The organism is Micromonospora sp. NPDC051141 (genome assembly GCF_044455765.1).
Lineage (GTDB): Bacteria > Actinomycetota > Actinomycetes > Mycobacteriales > Micromonosporaceae > Micromonospora.
The window spans coordinates 52020-70173 of sequence record NZ_JBITFD010000011.1 but is presented as its reverse complement, the minus strand read 5'-3'; the positions used below and the strand labels follow the sequence as shown (position 1 = coordinate 70173).

17 protein-coding genes, 1 tRNA gene and 2 pseudogenes are annotated in these 18154 nt (G+C 74.0%); 12 read left to right on the top strand and 8 right to left on the bottom strand.

Features of this window, described 5'->3' with window-relative positions; genetic code table 11:
* Positions 1–86 precede the first annotated feature (86 nt).
* The 3 genes from ACIA6B_RS21090 (at position 87) to ACIA6B_RS21080 (ending at position 1152) form a co-directional block, all read left to right on the top strand.
* A complete protein-coding gene (locus ACIA6B_RS21090; RefSeq protein WP_107155847.1) occupies positions 87–524 on the top strand; it encodes a DUF3052 domain-containing protein in 438 nt (145 codons plus the stop codon).
* Between the two features lie 8 nt (positions 525–532).
* Complete coding sequence (locus ACIA6B_RS21085; RefSeq protein WP_281936959.1) at positions 533–1000, top strand: peroxiredoxin; 468 nt, start codon at positions 533–535, stop codon at positions 998–1000.
* 77 nt (positions 1001–1077) lie between these two features.
* A tRNA-Val gene (locus tag ACIA6B_RS21080) sits at positions 1078–1152 on the top strand.
* On the opposite strand, the gene ACIA6B_RS21075 is transcribed toward ACIA6B_RS21080, so the two are convergent.
* From ACIA6B_RS21075 to ACIA6B_RS21065, 3 genes are all read right to left on the bottom strand, one after another.
* A complete protein-coding gene (locus tag ACIA6B_RS21075) occupies positions 1109–1540 on the bottom strand; it encodes an NUDIX domain-containing protein (RefSeq protein ID WP_396775894.1) in 432 nt (143 codons plus the stop codon). The genes ACIA6B_RS21080 and ACIA6B_RS21075 overlap by 44 nt on opposite strands.
* 173 nt (positions 1541–1713) lie before the next feature.
* Positions 1714–3561, bottom strand: a complete 1848-nt coding sequence (locus ACIA6B_RS21070; RefSeq protein ID WP_396775579.1) for a glycoside hydrolase family 15 protein — start codon at positions 3559–3561, stop codon at positions 1714–1716.
* Between the two features lie 54 nt (positions 3562–3615).
* On the bottom strand, positions 3616–4596 hold the full coding sequence (locus ACIA6B_RS21065) for an NAD(P)/FAD-dependent oxidoreductase (protein WP_396775578.1): 981 nt from the start codon (positions 4594–4596) through the stop codon (positions 3616–3618).
* A 79-nt stretch (positions 4597–4675) separates the two neighbouring features.
* On the opposite strand from ACIA6B_RS21065, the gene ACIA6B_RS21060 reads away from it, so the two are divergent.
* The 3 genes from ACIA6B_RS21060 to ACIA6B_RS21050 all read left to right on the top strand — a co-directional run bounded on the left by ACIA6B_RS21060 (position 4676) and on the right by ACIA6B_RS21050 (position 7494).
* Positions 4676–5260 carry a helix-turn-helix domain-containing protein gene (locus ACIA6B_RS21060; protein ID WP_396775576.1) on the top strand — a complete coding sequence of 195 codons (585 nt, stop codon included), beginning with the start codon at positions 4676–4678 and terminating at the stop codon, positions 5258–5260.
* A 40-nt stretch (positions 5261–5300) separates the two neighbouring features.
* Entirely contained in the window at positions 5301–6098 is a 798-nt protein-coding gene (locus ACIA6B_RS21055; RefSeq protein WP_396775575.1) for an alpha/beta fold hydrolase, read from the top strand.
* Between the two features lie 184 nt (positions 6099–6282).
* On the top strand, positions 6283–7494 hold the full coding sequence (locus tag ACIA6B_RS21050) for an ROK family protein (RefSeq protein WP_396775892.1): 1212 nt from the start codon (positions 6283–6285) through the stop codon (positions 7492–7494).
* A 111-nt stretch (positions 7495–7605) separates the two neighbouring features.
* Here ACIA6B_RS21050 and ACIA6B_RS21045 read toward each other — a convergent pair whose 3' ends face one another.
* Both ACIA6B_RS21045 and ACIA6B_RS21040 read right to left on the bottom strand, forming a co-directional pair.
* A complete protein-coding gene (locus ACIA6B_RS21045) occupies positions 7606–8544 on the bottom strand; it encodes a phosphotransferase family protein (RefSeq protein ID WP_396775573.1) in 939 nt (312 codons plus the stop codon).
* Positions 8545–8666: 122 nt separating this feature from the next.
* Positions 8667–9263: a dihydrofolate reductase family protein gene (locus tag ACIA6B_RS21040; protein ID WP_396775572.1), complete on the bottom strand. Its 597-nt coding sequence runs from the start codon at positions 9261–9263 to the stop codon at positions 8667–8669.
* 64 nt (positions 9264–9327) lie between these two features.
* Here ACIA6B_RS21040 and ACIA6B_RS21035 point away from each other — a divergent pair, with 64 nt between their 5' ends.
* Both ACIA6B_RS21035 and ACIA6B_RS21030 read left to right on the top strand, forming a co-directional pair.
* Entirely contained in the window at positions 9328–9912 is a 585-nt protein-coding gene (locus tag ACIA6B_RS21035) for a TetR/AcrR family transcriptional regulator (protein WP_396775570.1), read from the top strand.
* 105 nt (positions 9913–10017) lie between these two features.
* Entirely contained in the window at positions 10018–11163 is a 1146-nt protein-coding gene (locus tag ACIA6B_RS21030) for a polysaccharide pyruvyl transferase family protein (protein ID WP_396775568.1), read from the top strand.
* 10 nt (positions 11164–11173) lie between these two features.
* Here the strand turns inward: ACIA6B_RS21030 and ACIA6B_RS21025 are convergent, their stop codons facing one another.
* Positions 11174–11380 carry a hypothetical protein gene (locus ACIA6B_RS21025; RefSeq protein ID WP_281936934.1) on the bottom strand — a complete coding sequence of 69 codons (207 nt, stop codon included), beginning with the start codon at positions 11378–11380 and terminating at the stop codon, positions 11174–11176.
* A gap of 82 nt (positions 11381–11462) precedes the next feature.
* On the opposite strand from ACIA6B_RS21025, the gene ACIA6B_RS21020 reads away from it, so the two are divergent.
* Positions 11463–11984 carry a DinB family protein gene (locus ACIA6B_RS21020; protein ID WP_396775566.1) on the top strand — a complete coding sequence of 174 codons (522 nt, stop codon included), beginning with the start codon at positions 11463–11465 and terminating at the stop codon, positions 11982–11984.
* Between the two features lie 161 nt (positions 11985–12145).
* On the opposite strand, the gene ACIA6B_RS21015 is transcribed toward ACIA6B_RS21020, so the two are convergent.
* Positions 12146–13009, bottom strand: a complete 864-nt coding sequence (locus ACIA6B_RS21015) for a carbohydrate kinase family protein (protein WP_396775564.1) — start codon at positions 13007–13009, stop codon at positions 12146–12148.
* Between the two features lie 63 nt (positions 13010–13072).
* Between ACIA6B_RS21015 and ACIA6B_RS21010 the strand changes: the two are divergent.
* The 3 genes and pseudogenes from ACIA6B_RS21010 to ACIA6B_RS21000 form a co-directional block, all read left to right on the top strand.
* Positions 13073–13519, top strand: a pseudogene (locus tag ACIA6B_RS21010) (ATP-dependent helicase); the annotation flags it as partial.
* Between the two features lie 114 nt (positions 13520–13633).
* Positions 13634–16294, top strand: a pseudogene (locus ACIA6B_RS21005) (DEAD/DEAH box helicase); the annotation flags it as partial.
* Positions 16291–17307: an SWIM zinc finger family protein gene (locus ACIA6B_RS21000; RefSeq protein WP_396775563.1), complete on the top strand. Its 1017-nt coding sequence runs from the start codon at positions 16291–16293 to the stop codon at positions 17305–17307. The pseudogene ACIA6B_RS21005 and the gene ACIA6B_RS21000, both read left to right, overlap by 4 nt.
* A gap of 51 nt (positions 17308–17358) precedes the next feature.
* On the opposite strand, the gene ACIA6B_RS20995 is transcribed toward ACIA6B_RS21000, so the two are convergent.
* A complete protein-coding gene (locus tag ACIA6B_RS20995; RefSeq protein WP_281936927.1) occupies positions 17359–17616 on the bottom strand; it encodes a DUF3040 domain-containing protein in 258 nt (85 codons plus the stop codon).
* Between the last annotated feature and the right edge of the window lie 538 nt (positions 17617–18154).

The following is an 18154-nucleotide window of genomic DNA, read 5'->3' as shown; positions in this document are numbered from 1 at the left end:
TGCGCAGCGAGCCGCAACTGTGTGGACTGGGCGCGGCGGTGTCGCACGACGCCGCCGGCAGGGATGAGACGAGGAGGCACGCGACAGTGAGCGCGACCGCTGGTCAGGCCGCCGACGGGGTACGCAGCCTGGCGGACCGGTTCGGGATCGAGCCGGGCATGGTCGTCATGGAGATGGGCTACGACGACGACGTCGACTCCGATCTCCGGGACGCCCTGACCGACCGCTGTGGAGAACTGGTCGACGAGGACACCGACGAGGTGGTCGACGCGGTTCTGGTCTGGCACCGGGACGGCGACGGTGACCTCTTCGAGCTCCTCGTCGACGCCCTCGGCCCGCTGGCGGACAACGGCGTGGTGTGGCTCCTGACCCCCAAGGCCGGCCGGGACGGCCACGTCGAGCCGAGCGAGGTCGCGGAGAGCGCCCAGACCGCCGGGCTCCAGCAGACCTCCACCATCAACGCGGGCCGCGACTGGAGCGGCGCCCGCCTCGTGCTCCGGCGCGGGTCCAAGAGCAAGAAGTAGGAGCACACATGCCCATCGCGGTTGGCGCCGAGGCGCCGGATTTCCTGCTCAAGGACCAGAACAACCAGGAGGTTCGACTCTCCGACCTGCGCGGTCGCAAGACCGTGCTGCTGGTCTTCTACCCGCTCGCCTTCACCGGCATCTGCCAGGGTGAGCTGTGCGAGGTGCGGGACAACCTCAACGAGTACGTCAACGACGACGTCCAGGTGCTGACCGTCAGCGTCGACTCGGTCTACGCCCACAAGATCTGGGCCGACCGGGAGGGCTACCAGTTCCCGCTGCTGGCCGACTTCTGGCCGCACGGCGCGGTGGCCCAGGCGTACGGCGTCTTCAACGAGGTCGCCGGCATCGCCAACCGGGGCACCTTCGTCATCGACAAGGCCGGCGTGGTCCGCTTCGCCGAGATGAACATGCCCGGCGAGGCGCGCGACCAGCAGGGTTGGCGCAAGGCGCTGGCCGAGGCCGTCGCCGCCTGAGCCACCCGAGCAGGTCGTTCGACCGGGCCGGAGGCGGCAGGTAAGCTTGCCGCTCCGGCCCGCCGTACGGGCGTTCCGGGCGCGTAGCTCAGTGGGAGAGCACTCGCCTTACAAGCGAGGGGTCGCAGGTTCGAAACCTGCCGCGCCCACCACCTTCCGGACCAGCCCCACCACGCCACTGTGCACGAGGGGCAGGCCGCCCAGGTCGCCTGTCGCCACCCAGGCGATGTCGTCATGCTCGTCGGGCGCGCAGTTGGTCGGAGCGCCGATCCAGGCCCCGACGTGCCAGACGGCCACGTGAACGGCGTCCTCGCCGCTGCCGAGGCGCAGGTCGCCCAGGCGCGACGAGGACTCCGCCACGATGTGGACGCCGATCTCCTCGTGCATCTCCCGCGCGAGGGCCTGTCGCTCCGACTCACCCGCCTCGACGTGCCCGCCGGGAAGATCCCAGAGATCCGGGTAGGCCCGCCGGCTCGGACTGCGGTGCACCAGCAGGACCGCGCCGTTCTCCACGAGCGCACCGGTGACGACGACATGCATGGCCGGGATTGGAACACACGGGTGGGACAAAGGTGGCGCCCACCTCGGGCTCGGCCGACGTCGGCGGGTGGGAGCTCGTCGCTGCCCGGATCGGCGGCGGTCGAACCGCGCTACGTCAGCATCGCCCCGGACGGCAACCGGCTCCGGGTCGGCACCGTGCCGACGTGAGTCGCCTACTGGCGGCGTCGGGCGTCCGCCTCGGCGTCGAGCAGGTCGTTCAGCGCCAACGCCGAGTTGATCAGGGAGAGGTGGCTGAAGGCCTGCGGGTAGTTGCCGATCTGCTCACCGGTCGCGGCGATCTCCTCGGCGTACAGGCCGAGGTGGTTGCTGAACGTGAACATCTTCTCGAACGTGAGTCGGGCGTCGTCCAGTCGGCCGGTGCGGGCCAGCGCCTCGACGTACCAGAAGGTGCACATGTTGAACGTGCCCTCGTGACCGGGGAGGCCGTCCGGGGAGTGCTCCGGGTCGTACCGGTGGACCAGGCTGTCGGAGACCAGGTCCCGTTCGATCGACGCCAGCGTGGACTTCCAGAGCGGGTCGCTCGGCGTGATGAAGCCGACCGCCGGCATCGCCAGCAGCGCGGCGTCCAGCACGTTCTCGTCGTACGCCTGCACGAAGCTGCCGCGTTCCCGGTGGAAACCGCGGGCCATGACCTGGTTGTAGATCCGGTTGCGCTGCTCGGTCCAGCAGGACATGTCCCCGGGGCGGCCGGTGCGGGTGGCCAACCGGATGGCCCGGTCCAGCGCCACCCAGGACATCACCCGCCCGAACGTGTAGTTGCGGGGGTGGTGGCGGCTCTCCCAGATGCCGGCGTCGCGCTGGTCCCAGTTGTGGCAGAGCCAGTCGACGAGCCGGACGGTGCTCTTCCAGACCTGGTGCGACACCCGGATGCCCTGCTCGTCGGCGAGGTGCATGGCGTAGAGCGCCTCGCCGTGGATGTCGAGCTGGAGCTGGTCGGCGGCGCCGTTGCCGATCCGCACCGGCCGGGAGCCGCGGTAGCCCTCCAGGTGGTCGAGAACCTCCTCGTGCAGGTCGGAGGAGCCGTCCACCCGATACATGATCTTCAGTGGGTCCTGGTGGTCGCCGGCCTCGCGGATCCGCTCGTCCAGCCAGTCCATGTAGCGGCTGACCTCCTCGGTGAACCCGAGGCCGAGCAGCGCGTGCACCGAGAACGACGTGTCGCGTACCCAGGTGTAGCGGTAGTCCCAGTTGCGGGTGCCGCCGACCAGCTCGGGTAGCGCGGCGGTGGGCGCGGCGATCATCGCGCCGGTCGGCGCGTACGTCATGAGCTTGAGTGTGATGGCGGACCGTTCGACCATCTCCCGCCAGCGGCCGGTGTAGCGGGACCGCTCGACCCAGCGCCGCCAGTAGTCGCGGGTCCACTCGAACATGCCCTGGACCTCTTCCGGCGGGATGATCCGGGGCTCGGCCCCCTCCGTCTCCAGGACCACCCCGCCGGTGTCACCTTCGTTCAGCGTGCCGTACGCGACCAGGTCACCGTCGTCCAGTTGGACGTCGCCGCCCTGGGCGATGAGCCGCCGCACCGGGTCGACCGGGTTGAAGGTGAGCGTCGCCGACCGGCTGCGGAACACGTACCCGTTCTTGTGCCGTTCGAGGGTGTGCGGCTGACGCGCGTAGTCGAACCGGGGACGGCACTCCACCCGGAAGCGCATGCTGCCGCGGACCATGTTGACCATGCGGACCAGGCGGTGCGTCTCGGTCGCCCGCTCACCGGTGACCGGCATGAAGTCCATCACCTCGGCGACGCCGTCCGCGCTGATGAACCGCGTGATCAGGATCGGTGTGCCGGGCAGGTAGAGCTGTTTGGTGACGTACCGGACGTCGTGCGGGGCGATCCGGAAGTAGCCCCCCTTCTCCCGGTCCAGCAGCGCGGCGAAGACGCTCGGCGAGTCGAAGCGCGGCGCGCAGAACCAGTCGATCGTCCCGTCGCAGGTCACCAGCGCGGCGGTCTGCAGGTCGCCGATGAGCCCGTGATCCTCGATCGCCGGATAGCTCTCCACGTCGCCCCCCGGTGTCGACTGCCTCCTGCGCATTCCAACCTAGGGGAAGAATTGTCAGGTTAGGGCCGTTTCGCGGTCCGCCGCCCGCCGACGCGCCTCGACCGCCGTCCGCGTCTCCGCGGCCACCAGATCCGCGTTGATCATCGCGGCTGTCCTGGCGCCGGCCGCCGCCGCGGCTCCGACCTGCGCGGACAGGTCGGTCACGTTCCCCGCCACCCACACCCCGGGAACCTCGGTACGCCCCGCCGGGTCGGCCGGCACGTACTCGCCCGAACCGCTCTCGTGCGGCGCCACGCGCAGCCCCAGCGTCGCCAGGAACCCGGCCCGCGCCACCATCCGGGGCGCGACGGTCAGCACCTCCCGGCTGACCGTGCGACCGTCGCGCAGGCGTACCCCGGTCAACCGGTCCCCGACCACCTCGACGGCCGCGACCTCGCCCTCGACCACCGGCACGCCGCGTGCGGCGAGCTGCTCTGCCTGCTCGTCGGTGAGCGGCGGCGCGGTGTGGCGGAGATAGACCACGTCGTCGCTCCACTGCCGGAACAGCAGCGCCTGGTGCACCGACAGCGGGCCGCTGCCGATCACCCCGATCGGCCGGTCGCGCACCTCCCACCCGTGGCAGTACGGGCAGTGCACGAGGTCCCGGCCCCAGCGCTCGCGCAACCCGGCCACCGGCGGCAGCTCGTCGACCAGTCCGGTGGCCACCAGCACCTGGCCGGCCCGCACCCGACGACCGTCGGCCAGCGCCACGTCGAACCCCTCGCCGTCGCGGGTCACCGCCTCGACCTCGCCGGTGAGCAGGTGACCGCCGTAACGGCGGACCTCGTCGCGTCCGCGTGCCAGCAGCTCGGCCGGCGGCACGCCGTCGAGGCCCAGCAGCGCGTGCACCCCGTCGGCCGGCGCGTTGCGCGGGCTGCCCCCGTCGACCACCAGCACCGACCGGCGTGCCCGGGCCAGCATCAGCGCGCCGCTCAGACCGGCCGCCCCGCCGCCGATCACCACCACCTCGTAGCCGTCCTGTCGTACCTCGGTCATCGTGACCACCTCCGCGCCCAGCGTGCGACGACCCCGGGCGCGGAAGCAAACCTTGTTGCCAATGTGGCAAACTGGCGGGATGGATGACGACCTCGACCAGGCGCTCGACGCGGTCGGCCCCCGCCTGCGCGCGCTGCGCCGCGAGCGGGAGACCACGCTCGCCGACCTCGCCGCCACGACCGGCATCTCGGTGAGCACGCTGTCCCGGCTGGAGTCCGGTGGCCGACGGCCGACGCTGGAGCTGCTGCTTCCGCTGGCCAAGGCGTACGGTGTGGCCCTGGACGAACTGGTCGGCGCGCCACCCACCGGCGACCCGCGGATCCACCTGCGGCCGGTCGCCGCGCACGGGATGACCATGCTGCCGCTCACCCGGCGGCCCGGCGGCATCCAGGCGTACAAGCTGATCATCCCGGCCGGCGGCCGGGCCGAGCCCGAACCGAAGACCCACGAGGGGTACGAGTGGGTCTACGTGCTCAACGGGCGGCTGCGCCTGGTGCTCGGCGAGCACGACCTGGTGCTCGTCCCCGGCGAGGCGGCCGAGTTCGACACCCGCGTCCCGCACTGGTTCGGCCGCGCCGACGCCGACGGCGTGGAGTTCCTCAGCCTCTTCGGCAGCCAGGGCGAGCGGGCCCACCTGCGGGCCCGCCCCCGCGCCCGGGAGTGATCCCGCCCCGAAACGCCGGCCGGGGCGGCACGATCAGCGGGTGAGCTATGCCGACGTGCGCGGGCTGCGGATCTGGTACGAGGTGCGGGGCGCCGGCAAGCCGCTGGTCCTGTTGCACGGCTCCTACGGCTCGACCGGGACGTTCGCCCCGATCCGGTCCGCGCTGGCCGCCCGCCGGCGGCTGATCGCGGTCGACCTGCGGGGCCACGGCCGCACCGCCGGCGTGGACCGGCCCCTGCGGTACGAGTCGATGGCCGACGACGTGGCCGCGCTGCTGCGGCACCTCGACCTGCCCGAGGTCGACCTGCTCGGCTACTCGCTCGGCGGCGGCGTGGCCCTGCGTACCGCGATCCAGCATGCCGCGCTGGTCCGCCGCCTGGTCCTGGTCTCCACGCCGTTCCGGCGCGGCGGCTGGCACCCGCGGGTGCTGGCCGCGATGTCCACGCACGACGAACGCGCCGCCGAGCGGATGCGGGGCACCCCGCCGTTCGAGCGGTACGCGGAGGTCGCGCCCCGGCCGCAGGACTGGCCGGCGCTCTGGGCGCGCAGCGGTGAGCTGCTGCGCCGCGACTACGACTGGTCGGCCGAGGTGGCCGCGCTGCCGATGCCGGTGCTGCTGGTCTTCGCGGACGCCGACGCCATCCCGATGAGTCACGTGACCGAGTTCTTCGGCCTGCTCGGTGGCGGCCACCGGGACCCGGGCGACGACGGATCGGGCCGTCCCGCGTCCCGGTTGGCCGTGCTGCCCGGCCTGACCCACGACGAGGTGGTGGCGTCGCCCGCGCTGCCGGCGGCGGTGCTGCCGTTCCTCACGCACGTGGCGCGCGTGCCCGGCTGAGCACATCCCGTCGATCACGGCGTGAACCGGCTCGTCGCCGGACACCACTTCTGCCGAAACCGGCGGCCGGCATCGCGATCGGCCATCCGCAACGACGCCGCACCGGAATGAACGCCGGCCGACCGGCTGATGGTCGAGGGCTATCCTCGGAGGACAGGCCGTGGGTCAGCTGACGAGGTGGTCGATGCTGGAGGATCTGGCTGCGGATCGGCATGCGCAGGTGGACACCCGTCGCCGCAACCTCGGCGCGCTGCTCCGCCGGGTTCACCTGGGCGGCGCGGTCTCCCGCGTCGAGTTGGCCGACTGGCTGGGCGTCAACCGCAGCACGGTCATGGCGCTCACGGCGGACCTCGCGGCGGCCGGCCTGGTGCGGGAGGTGCCCGCCACGACGAGCGGTCGGGCGGGGCGTCCGTCGTTCGTGGTCCGCCCGGAATCGGCGGCCGTCCACGTCCTCGCCTTCGACATCGCGGTGGACCGGCTCGTGGCCGCCCGGGTCGACCTGGGCGGGACGGTCTCGGCCCGACTCGAGGCGACCCGGGCCCGCGCCGGGGCCGACCTCGACGCGGTGGTGTCCGTGCTCGCCGACTTCGGGCGGGCGCTGCACCACGACGCGCCGCCGACGTCGGTGTGCGTGGGCATCGGCGCGTCCTACTGCGGAATGATCCGGCCCGGGGACGGGATGGTGCGGTTCGGGCCGGACCTGGGGTGGGTGGACCAGGCGTTCGGCGCGGAACTGGCCCGCCGACTGGATCTCGGCCTGCCGGTGCTGGTCGGCAACGAGGCCCACCTGGGCGCGATGGCCGAGCACCGACGCGGCGCCGGCGTCGGCGCGCAGAACCTGATCTACCTGCACGGTGACGTCGGCGTGGGCGGCGGGATCATCGTCGGCGGGGACCTGCTCGACGGTGACGGCGGGTACGGTTCCGAGGTCGGGCACATGCTGGTCAACCCGTACCGGGGGCGGCCCTGTGGCTGCGGCTCGCGCGGGTGCCTGGAAGCCGAGGTGGGTGAGCGGGCGCTGCTCGACGAGGCCGGCCGCCCGGCCGACCACCGGGGGCGCGAGGCGGTGCGCGCCGTGGTCGCCGCCGCCGAGCAGGGGGATGCCGCCGCCCGCGAGGCGCTGCGGCGCATCGGTGACTGGCTGGGCATCGGCGTGGCGAATCTGATCAACCTGTTCAACCCCGGCGTGGTGATCTTCGGCGGGACGCTGCGCGAGGTGTTCCCGGGCACCGCGGCCCAGCAGGTCCGCAACCGTATCGCCGCCAACGTGCTCCCCGTCTCGCGCGACAAGGCCCACCTGCGCGTCTCCGCGCTGGGCTACGACGCCACCCTGATCGGCGCCGCCGAACTCGCCTTCACCCCGCTACTGACCAACCCCCTAGCCCTCCGCCCGTAACCTCTCACCCCACCCGTGCGTCGATCTTGCAGAAGCGGCCCGGGCGGAAGGGGCGTATCGGGCCTTCGAGGGGCCGCAACTGCAAGATCAACGAGGAGGGGGAGGGCGGGGTCAGGGGTTCAGGCGACGGGTGAGCCAGGGGAGCAGGGCGTCGGCCTGGAGTCGCTGGAACGCCCGTACGGTCGGGATGCCGGGCGGCGGCGGTTGACGGGCGCCGTCGAGGAAGAAGCCGGTGAGCCCGGCCAGCACCCCGGTCAGATCGGCCGGGTCGACAGGCGCGGTGAGCGGCCGGGAGGCCAGCAGGGCGTCCGGGTCGTGGCCGCCGTACACCTGCACGTTGACGACGGTGAGCAGGGTGTCGAGCCAGGCCGGCCCGCGACAGGCCCAGGGCCAGTCGACCACGGTGACCCGGCCGTCCGGGCCGAGCAGCAGGTTGTCGGCGCGGACGTCGAGGTGGCAGAGCGTGTCGCCGGTCAGCGCGGCGAGGCCGCGGTCGGCGGCGGCGCACAGCTCGGCCAGGTGGTCGCGGGCCCACGGGTCGAGATCGGCGGGCGGATCGTCGGCGAGGCGTCGCCAGCCGGCGAAGTCGTGGCCGAGCGCCTCGGCCGCGGTGGTGGTCGCGACCGTGGGGGCCGGGGTGAGCGTCGCGGCCATCGTCTCCAGCGTGGACAGCACGGCGGCCAGCTCGCCGTCGTCCCACGGGGTGACCGGGTGCCGGCCCTCGACGTCGGCGTAGACCAGCGCGATCCACTCGCCGTCGTCGTGGCTGCCGAGCAGCCGGGGCGTCGGCGCGGCCGGCGGCAGCGCGGCGGCGATCCGGGCCTCCGCGCGGTGCATGGTCGGCGTGTGCTGGTTCTGCGCGGGGCTGACCGCCTTGACGAAGGCCCGTCCGCCGCGGGCGGTGCGGACCCGGTCGGCGGTGCCGGGGGAGAAGCCGCCCGGCTGCGACTCCGCCGCCACCACCCGGTCGTCGAGGACGGTCTCGACCGCGGCGCGTACGTGGGCCGGCAGCTCGTGCCAGTGGAGTCGGGTCTTCGTCAGGCTGCTCACCCGGTCCACCGTGCGCGCCGTCCCCTCGCCGGGCAACCGAGTTAGCCGGGGCGTTCGCTCGACGTCGAGCTGTCAAGCGGGGCCCCGCCTCCACCGGACGCGTCAACCGGGGGCCCGGCCTTTCACCGCGCGTAGCGCAGCACCACGATGCCGCTGTCGAACGGGCGGGTGGCGGTGAGCGTGAACCGCCTCGGGTCGAAGCCGCGGTCGACCAGCGGGATGCCGCTGCCGGCCACCACCGGGTTGAGCTTGACCACCAGCTCGTCGATCTCGTCGAGGAGTTGGCCGGCGAGGTTGCCGCCGCCGCAGAGCCAGATGTCGCCGCCGGGGCGCGTCCTCAGCTCGCGGACGAACGCCGCCGGCTCGTCGGTCACCACCGAGACGTCCGGATGGTCGGCCGGGTCCAGGGAACGGCTGAAGACGTACTGCTCCAGGTGGGCGTAGGGGCTGGTGACGCCGACCGTCAGGGCCGGCTCGTAGGTGGCGCGACCCATCAGCACGGTGTCGAAGCGGCCGGTGGGTGGCGACGGGACGCCGAGCTGGGCGTGGGCGAACGTGGGCAGCGTCTGCGGCCAGTCGGACACCAGGTAGGGGGCCACGTCCGGCTCCAGCGGGAGGAAGTCGAACGACCCGTCGGGGGCGGCGATGAAGCCGTCGAGCGTGCTGGCGACGAAGTAGACGAGCGTGCGCAAACCGACTCCGATGTCCGGGGTAACCACGACGGCCGTCGTGGTTCGGCGACGAATGTACAACACCTGTCGTGGTTGTTGCTAGGGTGTCCGCGTGGCCAGGAACCCGGAACGCCGTACCCTGCTCGCCGACGCCGGCCTGCGGATCCTCGCCGCCGCCGGCGCGCGGGGGCTGACCCACCGGGCGGTCGACGCCGAGGCGGGCGTGCCCACCGGCACGACCTCCAACTACTTCCGGTCCCGGTCGGCGCTGCTCGCCGGCCTGGCCGAACGGATCTTCGACCGGATGGCGCCCGATCCGGCGGTGGTGGCCGACCTGGGCCGCCGGGAGCCGTCGCTCGCGCTGGTCACCGACTACCTGCGTGACATCGTCGCCCGCACCACCCGCGAGCCCGACCTCACCCGGGCGCTGTGGGAGCTGCGGCTGGAGGCCGGCCGCCGTCCCGAACTGCGGGCCGCGCTCGGCGACGTGCTCCGCCGGGGGTACGCCGACGACGTCGCGTTCCACGTCGCCGCCGGCCTGCCCGGCGGGGCGTACGAGATCGCGCTGCTGCACTACGCGGTCGACGGGCTCCTGCTCGACCTGCTCACCACCTCGATCGACGCCGGGTTCGACCCCGATCAGGTGGTCTCCACCCTGGTCTCCCGTCTGGTCGGTGGCGCGACCCTCGCCCCCTGAGACCGGCCCTCGACCGGGTTACCCCGGCGTGCGCAGCGGGAACGCTGGCCCGGACGCCACGGATCCGGACGCCACGGATCTGGACGCCACGGAAAGGAGCGTCGGATGACCGGAGGCACCGGACTGACCATCGGCGTGCTCGGCTCGTACGGCGGACGCAACCTCGGCGACGAGGCGATCCTCACGGGTCTCCTGGCCGACCTGCGCCAGCACGAGCCGGACGCGCGGATCATCGTGTTCTCCCGCAACCCGGCGCACACCGCGCTGGCCCACCCCGACGTCGAGGCGGTGCCGTGGGAGGGCGTCAGCCGGGTCGACTCGTCCCAGGTGCTCAACCAGCTCGACCTGCTCGTCCTGGGCGGCGGTGGAATCCTCTACGACAAGGAGGCCCGGCGCTACCTGCGGGTGGTCCGGGTCGCCCAGGAGCGGGGCCTGCCGCTGCTCACGTACGCGGTCGGCGTCGGCCCGCTCACCGACGGGGTGGACACCGGCATGGTCCGCGAGACGCTGGCACAGGCCGTCGAGGTGACCGTCCGGGACCAGGAGTCGCGGATGGTGCTGGAGGAGGCCGGCCTGGTCAACCCGATCACCGTCACCGGCGACCCGGCGTTCCTGCTCACCCCCGAGGAGTTCCCCGCGCAGTGGCTGCGCGAGGAGGGCGTGCCGGCCGGTTCGCGACTGGTCGGGCTGAGCGTGCGCGAGCCGGGCCGGGCCGCGGAACGCCTCGACGTGGACGGCTACCACCGGCTGCTCGCCCAGATCGGCGACTTCCTGGTGCACCGCATCGACGCGCACGTGCTCTTCGTCCCGATGGAACGCGACGACATCCGGCACTCGCACGGTGTGCTGTCGCACATGATCGCCGCGGACCGGGGCCGGATCCTGCACGGCGACTACCGTCCGGCGCAGATCCTCGGCCTGATGCGCCACTTCGACCTGGCGGTCGGCATGCGGCTGCACTTCCTGATCTTCGCCGCCATGATGAACACGCCGTTCCTGCCGCTGCCGTACGCCGGCAAGGTCTTCGACCTGGCCCAGCGGCTCGGCGTGCCGGCGCTGCGCGGCATGGAGCGGGAGGTGGAGGGCCCGCTGCTGGCCGAGGTGGACCGGTTGTGGGACGAGCGGGCGGCCCGCGCCGACGAGACCGCCCGCCGGGTGGCCGAGGTCTGCGAGCAGGCGCGCGGCACCTCGCAGGTGACCCGCAGCGTGCTGGACAGCATCCGGGCCCGCGCGCTGACCCCGGTGGCCTGAGCCGGCGCGCTCAGACCGCCGGGCCGCGCCAGGTGTAGACCCAGTCGTGCTCCGGCCGGTCGTCCGACTCCAACTCGTAGATCTGCGCCTCCGCCAGCCCACCCGCCCCGAGGTGGTGGTGGGTCAGCGGCGGACGGCCGTTGCTGTCCAGCTCGACCGTGACGGTCTCGCCGTCGGCCGCGCCGCCGACCAGGGGAATGTGCACCGTGGAAGCCATGCGCCCATCCTGCCCCGGCCGGCGCGCACGCGCAGCGGATAGCGGGGCAGCGGGCGGCCGGTCCGGCGACTAGGGTCCGGACATGGCGACCCCGACGATCGACCCGACACTCGGTCCGGTCCTCGCCCGCACGGGCGACGAACGGGCGATCCTCGACGCGTTCCTCGACTTCCACCGCGCCACCGTGCTGCGCAAGGCGCGCGGCCTCGCCGACACCGATGCCGGCCGACGGCTGGTGCCCTCGCTGACCACGCTGGCCGGGCTGCTCAAGCACCTCGCCCTGGTCGAGGGAAACTGGTTCGCCCGGCTGTTCGCGCCGGAGCCGGGCGACGTCCACCTCACCTCCCAGGCCGACGCCGACGCCAGCTTCACGCTCGGCCCCGACGACACGGTCGAGGCGCTCGCCGCTGCCTACGAGACGGCCTGCGCCCGGTCCCGCGCCGTCGCCGCCCGCTTCGACCTCGACCACGTGGTGCCGCATCCCCAGCTCGGCGAGGTGTCGCTGCGGTGGGTGCTGGTGCACCTGATCGAGGAGACCGCCCGGCACGCCGGGCACGCCGACATCCTGCGCGAGCTGACCGACGGCGAGACCGGCGCGATCTGAGCGTCGGAGCGGCCTCGTCGCGGTCCAGCGGCACGCTCCGGGCGCGGCGGCACCCGTCGGGGCCGCCGGCTCGCCGGTGTCACTCGCGGGCAGCAGCCCGCCGGTGTCACTCACGGGCAGCAGCCTGTCGGCGTCACTCGCGGGGCAACAGCCCGTCGGTGTCACTCGCGGGGCAGCAAGCCGTCCGGATACTCCATCCCGTCGTGGGTGCACGCGGCGGCGGCGACCCGGGTCGCGTAGCGGGCCGCGTCGAGCGGGTCGGCACCCCGCAACCGGGCCGCGATCAGGCCGGCGGCGAAGGCGTCCCCGGCGCCGTTGGTGTCCACCACCGACGCCGGCGGGGTGGCGGCGGGCACGCGCGCCGGCGGCGCGCCCGGGGTGTGCAGGGTCGCGCCGGCCGCCCCGCCGGTGACCAGCACCGTGCGCGGCGCCAGCCCGGCCGCCGCCTTACCGGCCCGCTCGCCCAGCTTCACGTCGCTGACGAACACCAGCCCGGCGGCCTCGGCGAACGGCCGGTGGTAGTCGTTCTCGCCGTCCCAGTCGTGCAGATCGGTGGAGAGGGACGCGGCACCACGCAGCGTCGGCAGCGCGTCCCGCGCCCAATCCATGATCGACACGTGCGTGTGGGCGGCCCCGGCGACCAGCGCGGCCAGCTCCGCCTCGGCGAACGGCGCCGCCGGGCCGGACCACGGGCGCGGGTCGTACAGCGACATCCGCCGGCCGGCCGGGTCGACCAGGTTCACCGACCGGCGGGTGCCGGCCGGCGCGTCCACCAGCACGGTCCGCACCGAGGTACGCGCCAGCGCCGCCCGCACCACGTCGCCGGCCGGATCGGCGCCCAGCACGTCGACGAGCGTCACCCGTAGGCCGAGCGCGTGCGCGGCCAGCGCCACCCCGGCCCCGGTGTTGCCGATCCGCAGCTCGACCGGGGGCACGGTCAGCGAGTCGGCGGCGGGCAGGGGCAGCGCGGGCACCTGGGCGCGTACGTCCACGCCCAGCCCGCCGATCACGAGGAGGTCGGCCATGGCGCCGACGATATCCGCGGTCGAGCCGCCTATCCTGGCCCCGGACGTCGCGAGGGGGAGAGCGTGCTGGTCATCCACGGGCTGTGGCTGCCCGGCGCGGGGCTCGCCCTCTGGGCCGAGGACGGCACGCGGCCGGCCGCCGCGCCGCGCCGGTCCGGCCGTGCGCCCCGGGAACGGCCGCACCCGTTCGCCGCCGACCACGCCACGCTGGCCGCCGCGCTCGACCCGCTGCCGGGTGAGCCGATCTCCGTGCTGCTCGGCCTGCCCACCCGCGCCGGCTCGCCGGTGGACTCGCCGGAACTGGTCCGGGCCGCCGTCGGGGACCCGGTCCGTGGCCAGGTCACCCGCGCCGGTTGGCGGGTCCCCGCGCTGGCGTACGCCCCGGACGACGCGTACGCGCTGCTGCGCGCGCCCCGGCCGGACCCGGTCGGGGCCAGCCTGCGCCACCTGGCCGAGCTGGCCGACTTCGCCGCCGACCTGGTCACCCGTGGCCGCCTGCTCCCCACCGTGCTCGCACTCAAGGAGGAGCCCCCGTTTAACGCCTCCGGTAGAGAAGGGGCCCCCTCTCACCACCCGGCGCGAGCCCGGCGTCGGCTCCGGGCGGTGGCGGAGGCCGACGTGGCGACCGCGCTGGCGCTCTGGCGGCCACTGCTCACCGGCACGGACGCGGGCTGGTCCCGTGACCTGGCGCTGGCCCTGCCCCCGGCGGCCCGCGCCGCCCAGGAGTGGCAGCAGGCGCCGTCGGGTGCGGCTGTCGTCGCCCCGACAACGACAACCGCACCCACACCGCCGGCCGCTGCCGCGCGTCCGCGCGGGACGGCCGGGCGGGCGGCGGGCGTGGGAGCGGGCGAGCTGGTGGCGGATGCGCTGGACGCGCTCGTCGACGCCGCCGCCCGGGCGGCCCTGGCCGACACCCGGCTGCACCGGGGCATGCGACCCGGCGGTCCGGTGCCGCGCTGGCTGGCCGCGCTCACCGGCCCGGAGCGCGCCTTCACCACCGAACCGGCCGCGTTGGCGACGCTGCGGCGCGAGTTGGACGCCTGGCAGCGCGACGCCGCCGGCGGCGCGGTACGGGCCACGTTCCGCCTGGTCGAGCCGGCCGTCGACCCGGCCGCCGAACTGGTCGAGGGTGGCGCGTGGCAGGTGGAGTTCGGTCTGCACCCGACCGACGAGCCGGGGCTGGTGGTCGACGCCGGGCACATCTGGCAGCGGCCCGCGCCCGCGCTCGTCGCGCGCGGCATCGACCCGCAGGAGACGCTGCTGGCGGAGTTGGGTCGGGCCAGCCGGCTCTGGCCGGAGGTGGACGCGGCGCTGCGTACCGCCGCGCCGGAGGGGATGGAGCTGGACGCCGAGGGCGCGCACCGGTTCCTGCGTGAGGGAGCGCCGGTGCTGCACGCGGCCGGCTTCGGGGTCCTGCTGCCGTCCTGGTGGCGGCGTTCCTCGTCCCGCCTCGGCGCCCGGCTGCGGGCGCGCAGCCGCACCGCGCCGGGCGCGGTCGCCACCGCCGCCGGCACGCTGGGGATGGACGCGCTCGTCGACTACCGCTGGGAGGTGGCGCTCGGCGACCAGCCGCTGACCGCCGAGGAGTTGGCCTCGCTGGCCGACCTGAAGTCGCCGCTGGTCCGGCTGCGCGGTCGCTGGGTCGAGCTGGACCCGCAGCGGCTGGAGGCCGGGCTGCGCCTGCTGCGGTCCTCCGGCGAGCTGACCGTGGCGGACCTGCTGCGGATGGGGCTCTCCGGCGAGGAGAGCGGTGGCGAGCTGCCGGTGCTGGACGTGGTCGCCGACGGGGCACTCGGCGAACTGCTGGCCGGCGAGGCGGAGCGGCGGCTCACCCCGGCCGACCCGCCACCGGGCTTCGTCGGGACGCTGCGGCCGTACCAGCGGCGCGGCCTGGCCTGGCTGACCTTCCTCCAGTCGCTGGGGCTGGGCGGGATCCTCGCCGACGACATGGGGCTGGGCAAGACGGTGCAGTTGCTCGCGTTGCTCGCCGGCGACCCGCCGCAGACCGGCCCGACGCTGCTGGTCTGCCCGATGTCGCTGGTCGGCAACTGGCAGCGGGAGGCCGCGACGTTCGCGCCCGACCTGCGCGTGCACGTGCACCACGGCGCGGAGCGGGCCCGGGGCGAGGAGTTCGGCGTCGCCGTGCAGGAGGCGGACCTGGTGCTCACCACCTACTCGGTGGCCGCCCGGGACGCGTTCGACCTGGCCGGCGTGGACTGGCACCGGGTGGTGGTGGACGAGGCACAGGCGATCAAGAACGCCGCGACCCGGCAGGCCGAGGCGGTCCGCGCGCTGCCCGCGCGGCACCGGGTCGCAGTCACCGGTACGCCTGTCGAGAACCGGCTCGCCGACCTCTGGTCGATCATGCAGTTCGCCAATCCGGGGCTGCTCGGCCCGGCCGCGACGTTCCGCAAGCGGTTCGCCGAGCCGATCGAGCGGCACGGCGACGCCGAGGTGGCCGAGCGGCTGCGTCGCGTCACCGGCCCGTTCGTGCTGCGGCGGCTCAAGACCGATCCGTCGATCATCAGTGACCTGCCGGAGAAGCTGGAGATGGAGGTGCTCTGCAACCTCACCGCCGAGCAGGCCGCGCTCTACCGGGCCGTGGTCGACGACATGCTGGCGAAGATCGAGTCCAGTGACGGGATCGAGCGCCGAGGGCTGGTGCTGGCCACCATGACCCGGCTCAAGCAGGTCTGCAACCATCCTGCCCAGTTGCTGCACGACGGCTCCGCGCTGGCCGGCCGGTCCGGCAAGCTGGAACGGCTCGACGAGATCGTCGACGAGGTGCTCGCGGCGGAGGAGAGGGCGCTGCTCTTCACCCAGTACGCCGAGTTCGGTGGGATGCTGCGCGGGCACCTGTCGGCGCGTACCGGCCGGGAGGTGCTGTTCCTGCACGGCGGTGTCGGCAAGGCCGAGCGGGACGCCATGGTCACCCGGTTCCAGTCGCCGGACGGCCCGCCGCTGTTCGTGCTCTCGCTCAAGGCCGGCGGCACCGGGCTCACGCTGACCGCCGCCAACCACGTGGTGCACGTGGACCGCTGGTGGAACCCGGCGGTCGAGGACCAGGCCACCGACCGGGCGTTCCGCATCGGCCAGCGTCGCCGCGTGCAGGTACGCAAGTTCGTCTGCGCCGGCACCGTGGAGGAGAAGGTGGCCGCGATGATCGCCGACAAGCGGAACCTGGCCCGGTCGGTGGTGGGCAGCGGCGAGCAGTGGGTCACCGAGTTGTCCACCGAGACGCTGCGGGAGCTGTTCACGCTGGAGGCCGGGGCGGTGGTCGAGTGAGCACCGGTCCCCGCTTCGACGAGTACGGGCCGCCGCTGCGGGTCGAGGGTGGGCTGCGCGCACGCAGCACCCGGGGCGCGATCGGGCGTTCCTGGTGGTCGCGGCGGTTTCTGGAGGTGCTGGAGTCGTTCGCGCTCGGCTCCCGGCTCACCCGGGGTCGGGCGTACGCGCGCCGGGGGCAGGTGCTCCGGCTGGACGTCGCGCCCGGACTCGTCACCGCCGAGGTGCAGGGGTCGCGGCCGGCTCCGTACCCGGTGCGGATCGGGCTGTCCGCGTACCCGGAGGAGGTGTGGCGTCGGATCGAGGCGGAGCTGGCCGGTCAGGCGTTCTTCAGCGCCCGGCTGCTCGCCGGTGACCTGCCGGCGGAGCTGGAGGAGGTGTTCGCCGCGGCGGGCGCGCCGCTGTTCCCGGCCGAGGTGGGCGAGCTGGCGCAGCGCTGTGGCTGCCCCGACTTCGCGGTGCCGTGCAAGCATCTGGCGGCCACGTTCTACCTGCTCGCCGAGGCGTTCGACGCGGACCCGTTCCGGCTGCTGCACTGGCGCGGCCGATCCCGGGCCGACCTGCTGGACCGGCTGCGGACGCTACGCGGTGTCCGGCCCGGCGGCTCGGCGGCGTCGGCGAACCCGCCGTCCGGCACGGCGATATCGTCGTCGGCCGGGCCGGTGGACCAACCGGTCGGGACGGCAGTGGCGTCGTCGGCCGGGTCGGTGGAGCAATCGGTCGGGACGGCAGTGGCGTCGACGGCCGGGTCGGTGGACCAGCCGGCTGGGGCGGCGTCGTCGGTGACCGGCGCCGGGCGGGTGCTGGCCGGGTTGACGCCGATCGAGCCGGCGGCGGAGCTGGACCGGTTCTGGCTCTCCCCGGTGGCGCTGCCCGATTGTCCGCCCACCCTGGACACCGGCCCGGAGCTGCTGCTGCGGCAGCTCGGCCCACCCGGCGCCGAGATCGGTGGGCCGGGCCTGGTCGAGCGGCTGCGCCGCGCGTACCGGGAGTTCCGCGGACCGACCGGTTGAGCGGGTGCCCCACCTCCACCCGAGGCGTTGAGCGGAGGCCCGCCCCTGCGCTCACCGCAGGCGGTGGCGGAAGCGCCACATCAGGGCGGCGTTGGCGACCAGCACCGTGGCGCAGATCGCCCCGGCCAACCGCCCGGCCAGCACGGTCATCGCCGGCAGCGAGGCCCACAGCGTGATCGTCAACAGCATCAGGTACCGGCCCCGGCGACCCCTGATCCGGTTGTCCAACCGGGCGAAGAACCGCGGATCGCTCTCCCGCAGTTGACGGGTGATCTGTTCGAACCTGCGCTGATCCTCTTGGCTGAGCATGGCGATGCCTTCCCCTCACGGCTTCAGCGGTTCGGCGGCTTACCCGGATTCCCCGCCCGTCACGCCCCCTGCCCCTGCTCGTTTCCCTCCACCCCTCCACCCCTCCACCCCTCCACCCCTCCACCCCCTCCGCCCCTCGACAACGAGCGCCCGGTTTCACGGAAAGAGTGGCCATCCGAGGCGGAATGGCCACTCTTTCCGTGAATCTGCGCGGGGAGGGTGGGGGAGGGAGGCGCGGCGGGACGGGGCGGGCGGGGCGGGGGAGAGGGGTAGGGGAGGCTTAGCGGCGCCTTAAGTTTGCCTGTGGGGGTGAACGGGGGGTGAGGGCCCGATGGCGGGCGAAACCTCGCGTCGGGGTGGTTGGCGGGTGAGTCGGCCCTGCTCCGGGGGGTGCCGGGGGGAGGGGTCGACGTCGGGTGGCCCGCGCCGGGCCTGAGCACCGTCTTAAGTGCGCTCAGGAGCCGCTCCGGGCCGCCTTGAGCAGCCGGTCCGGCCTGGCTACTTTCCCGTAGCAACTCTCCGGCAACCGTCGCCGCCC

Excerpts from the sequence above, each read along its gene's own strand:
- ACIA6B_RS21015 (WP_396775564.1), bottom strand. The coding sequence starts at position 13,009 with ATGGCCGACCTCCTCGTGATCGGCGGGCTGGGCGTGGACGTACGCGCC.
- ACIA6B_RS21030 (WP_396775568.1), top strand. The coding sequence starts at position 10,018 with ATGACCGGAGGCACCGGACTGACCATCGGCGTGCTCGGCTCGTACGGC.
- ACIA6B_RS21050 (WP_396775892.1), top strand. The coding sequence starts at position 6,283 with ATGCTGGAGGATCTGGCTGCGGATCGGCATGCGCAGGTGGACACCCGT.
- ACIA6B_RS21085 (WP_281936959.1), top strand. The coding sequence starts at position 533 with ATGCCCATCGCGGTTGGCGCCGAGGCGCCGGATTTCCTGCTCAAGGAC.
- ACIA6B_RS21075 (WP_396775894.1), bottom strand. The coding sequence starts at position 1,540 with ATGCATGTCGTCGTCACCGGTGCGCTCGTGGAGAACGGCGCGGTCCTG.
- ACIA6B_RS21065 (WP_396775578.1), bottom strand. The coding sequence starts at position 4,596 with ATGACCGAGGTACGACAGGACGGCTACGAGGTGGTGGTGATCGGCGGC.
- ACIA6B_RS21020 (WP_396775566.1), top strand. The coding sequence starts at position 11,463 with ATGGCGACCCCGACGATCGACCCGACACTCGGTCCGGTCCTCGCCCGC.
- ACIA6B_RS20995 (WP_281936927.1), bottom strand. The coding sequence starts at position 17,616 with ATGCTCAGCCAAGAGGATCAGCGCAGGTTCGAACAGATCACCCGTCAA.
- ACIA6B_RS21060 (WP_396775576.1), top strand. The coding sequence starts at position 4,676 with ATGGATGACGACCTCGACCAGGCGCTCGACGCGGTCGGCCCCCGCCTG.
- ACIA6B_RS21025 (WP_281936934.1), bottom strand. The coding sequence starts at position 11,380 with ATGGCTTCCACGGTGCACATTCCCCTGGTCGGCGGCGCGGCCGACGGC.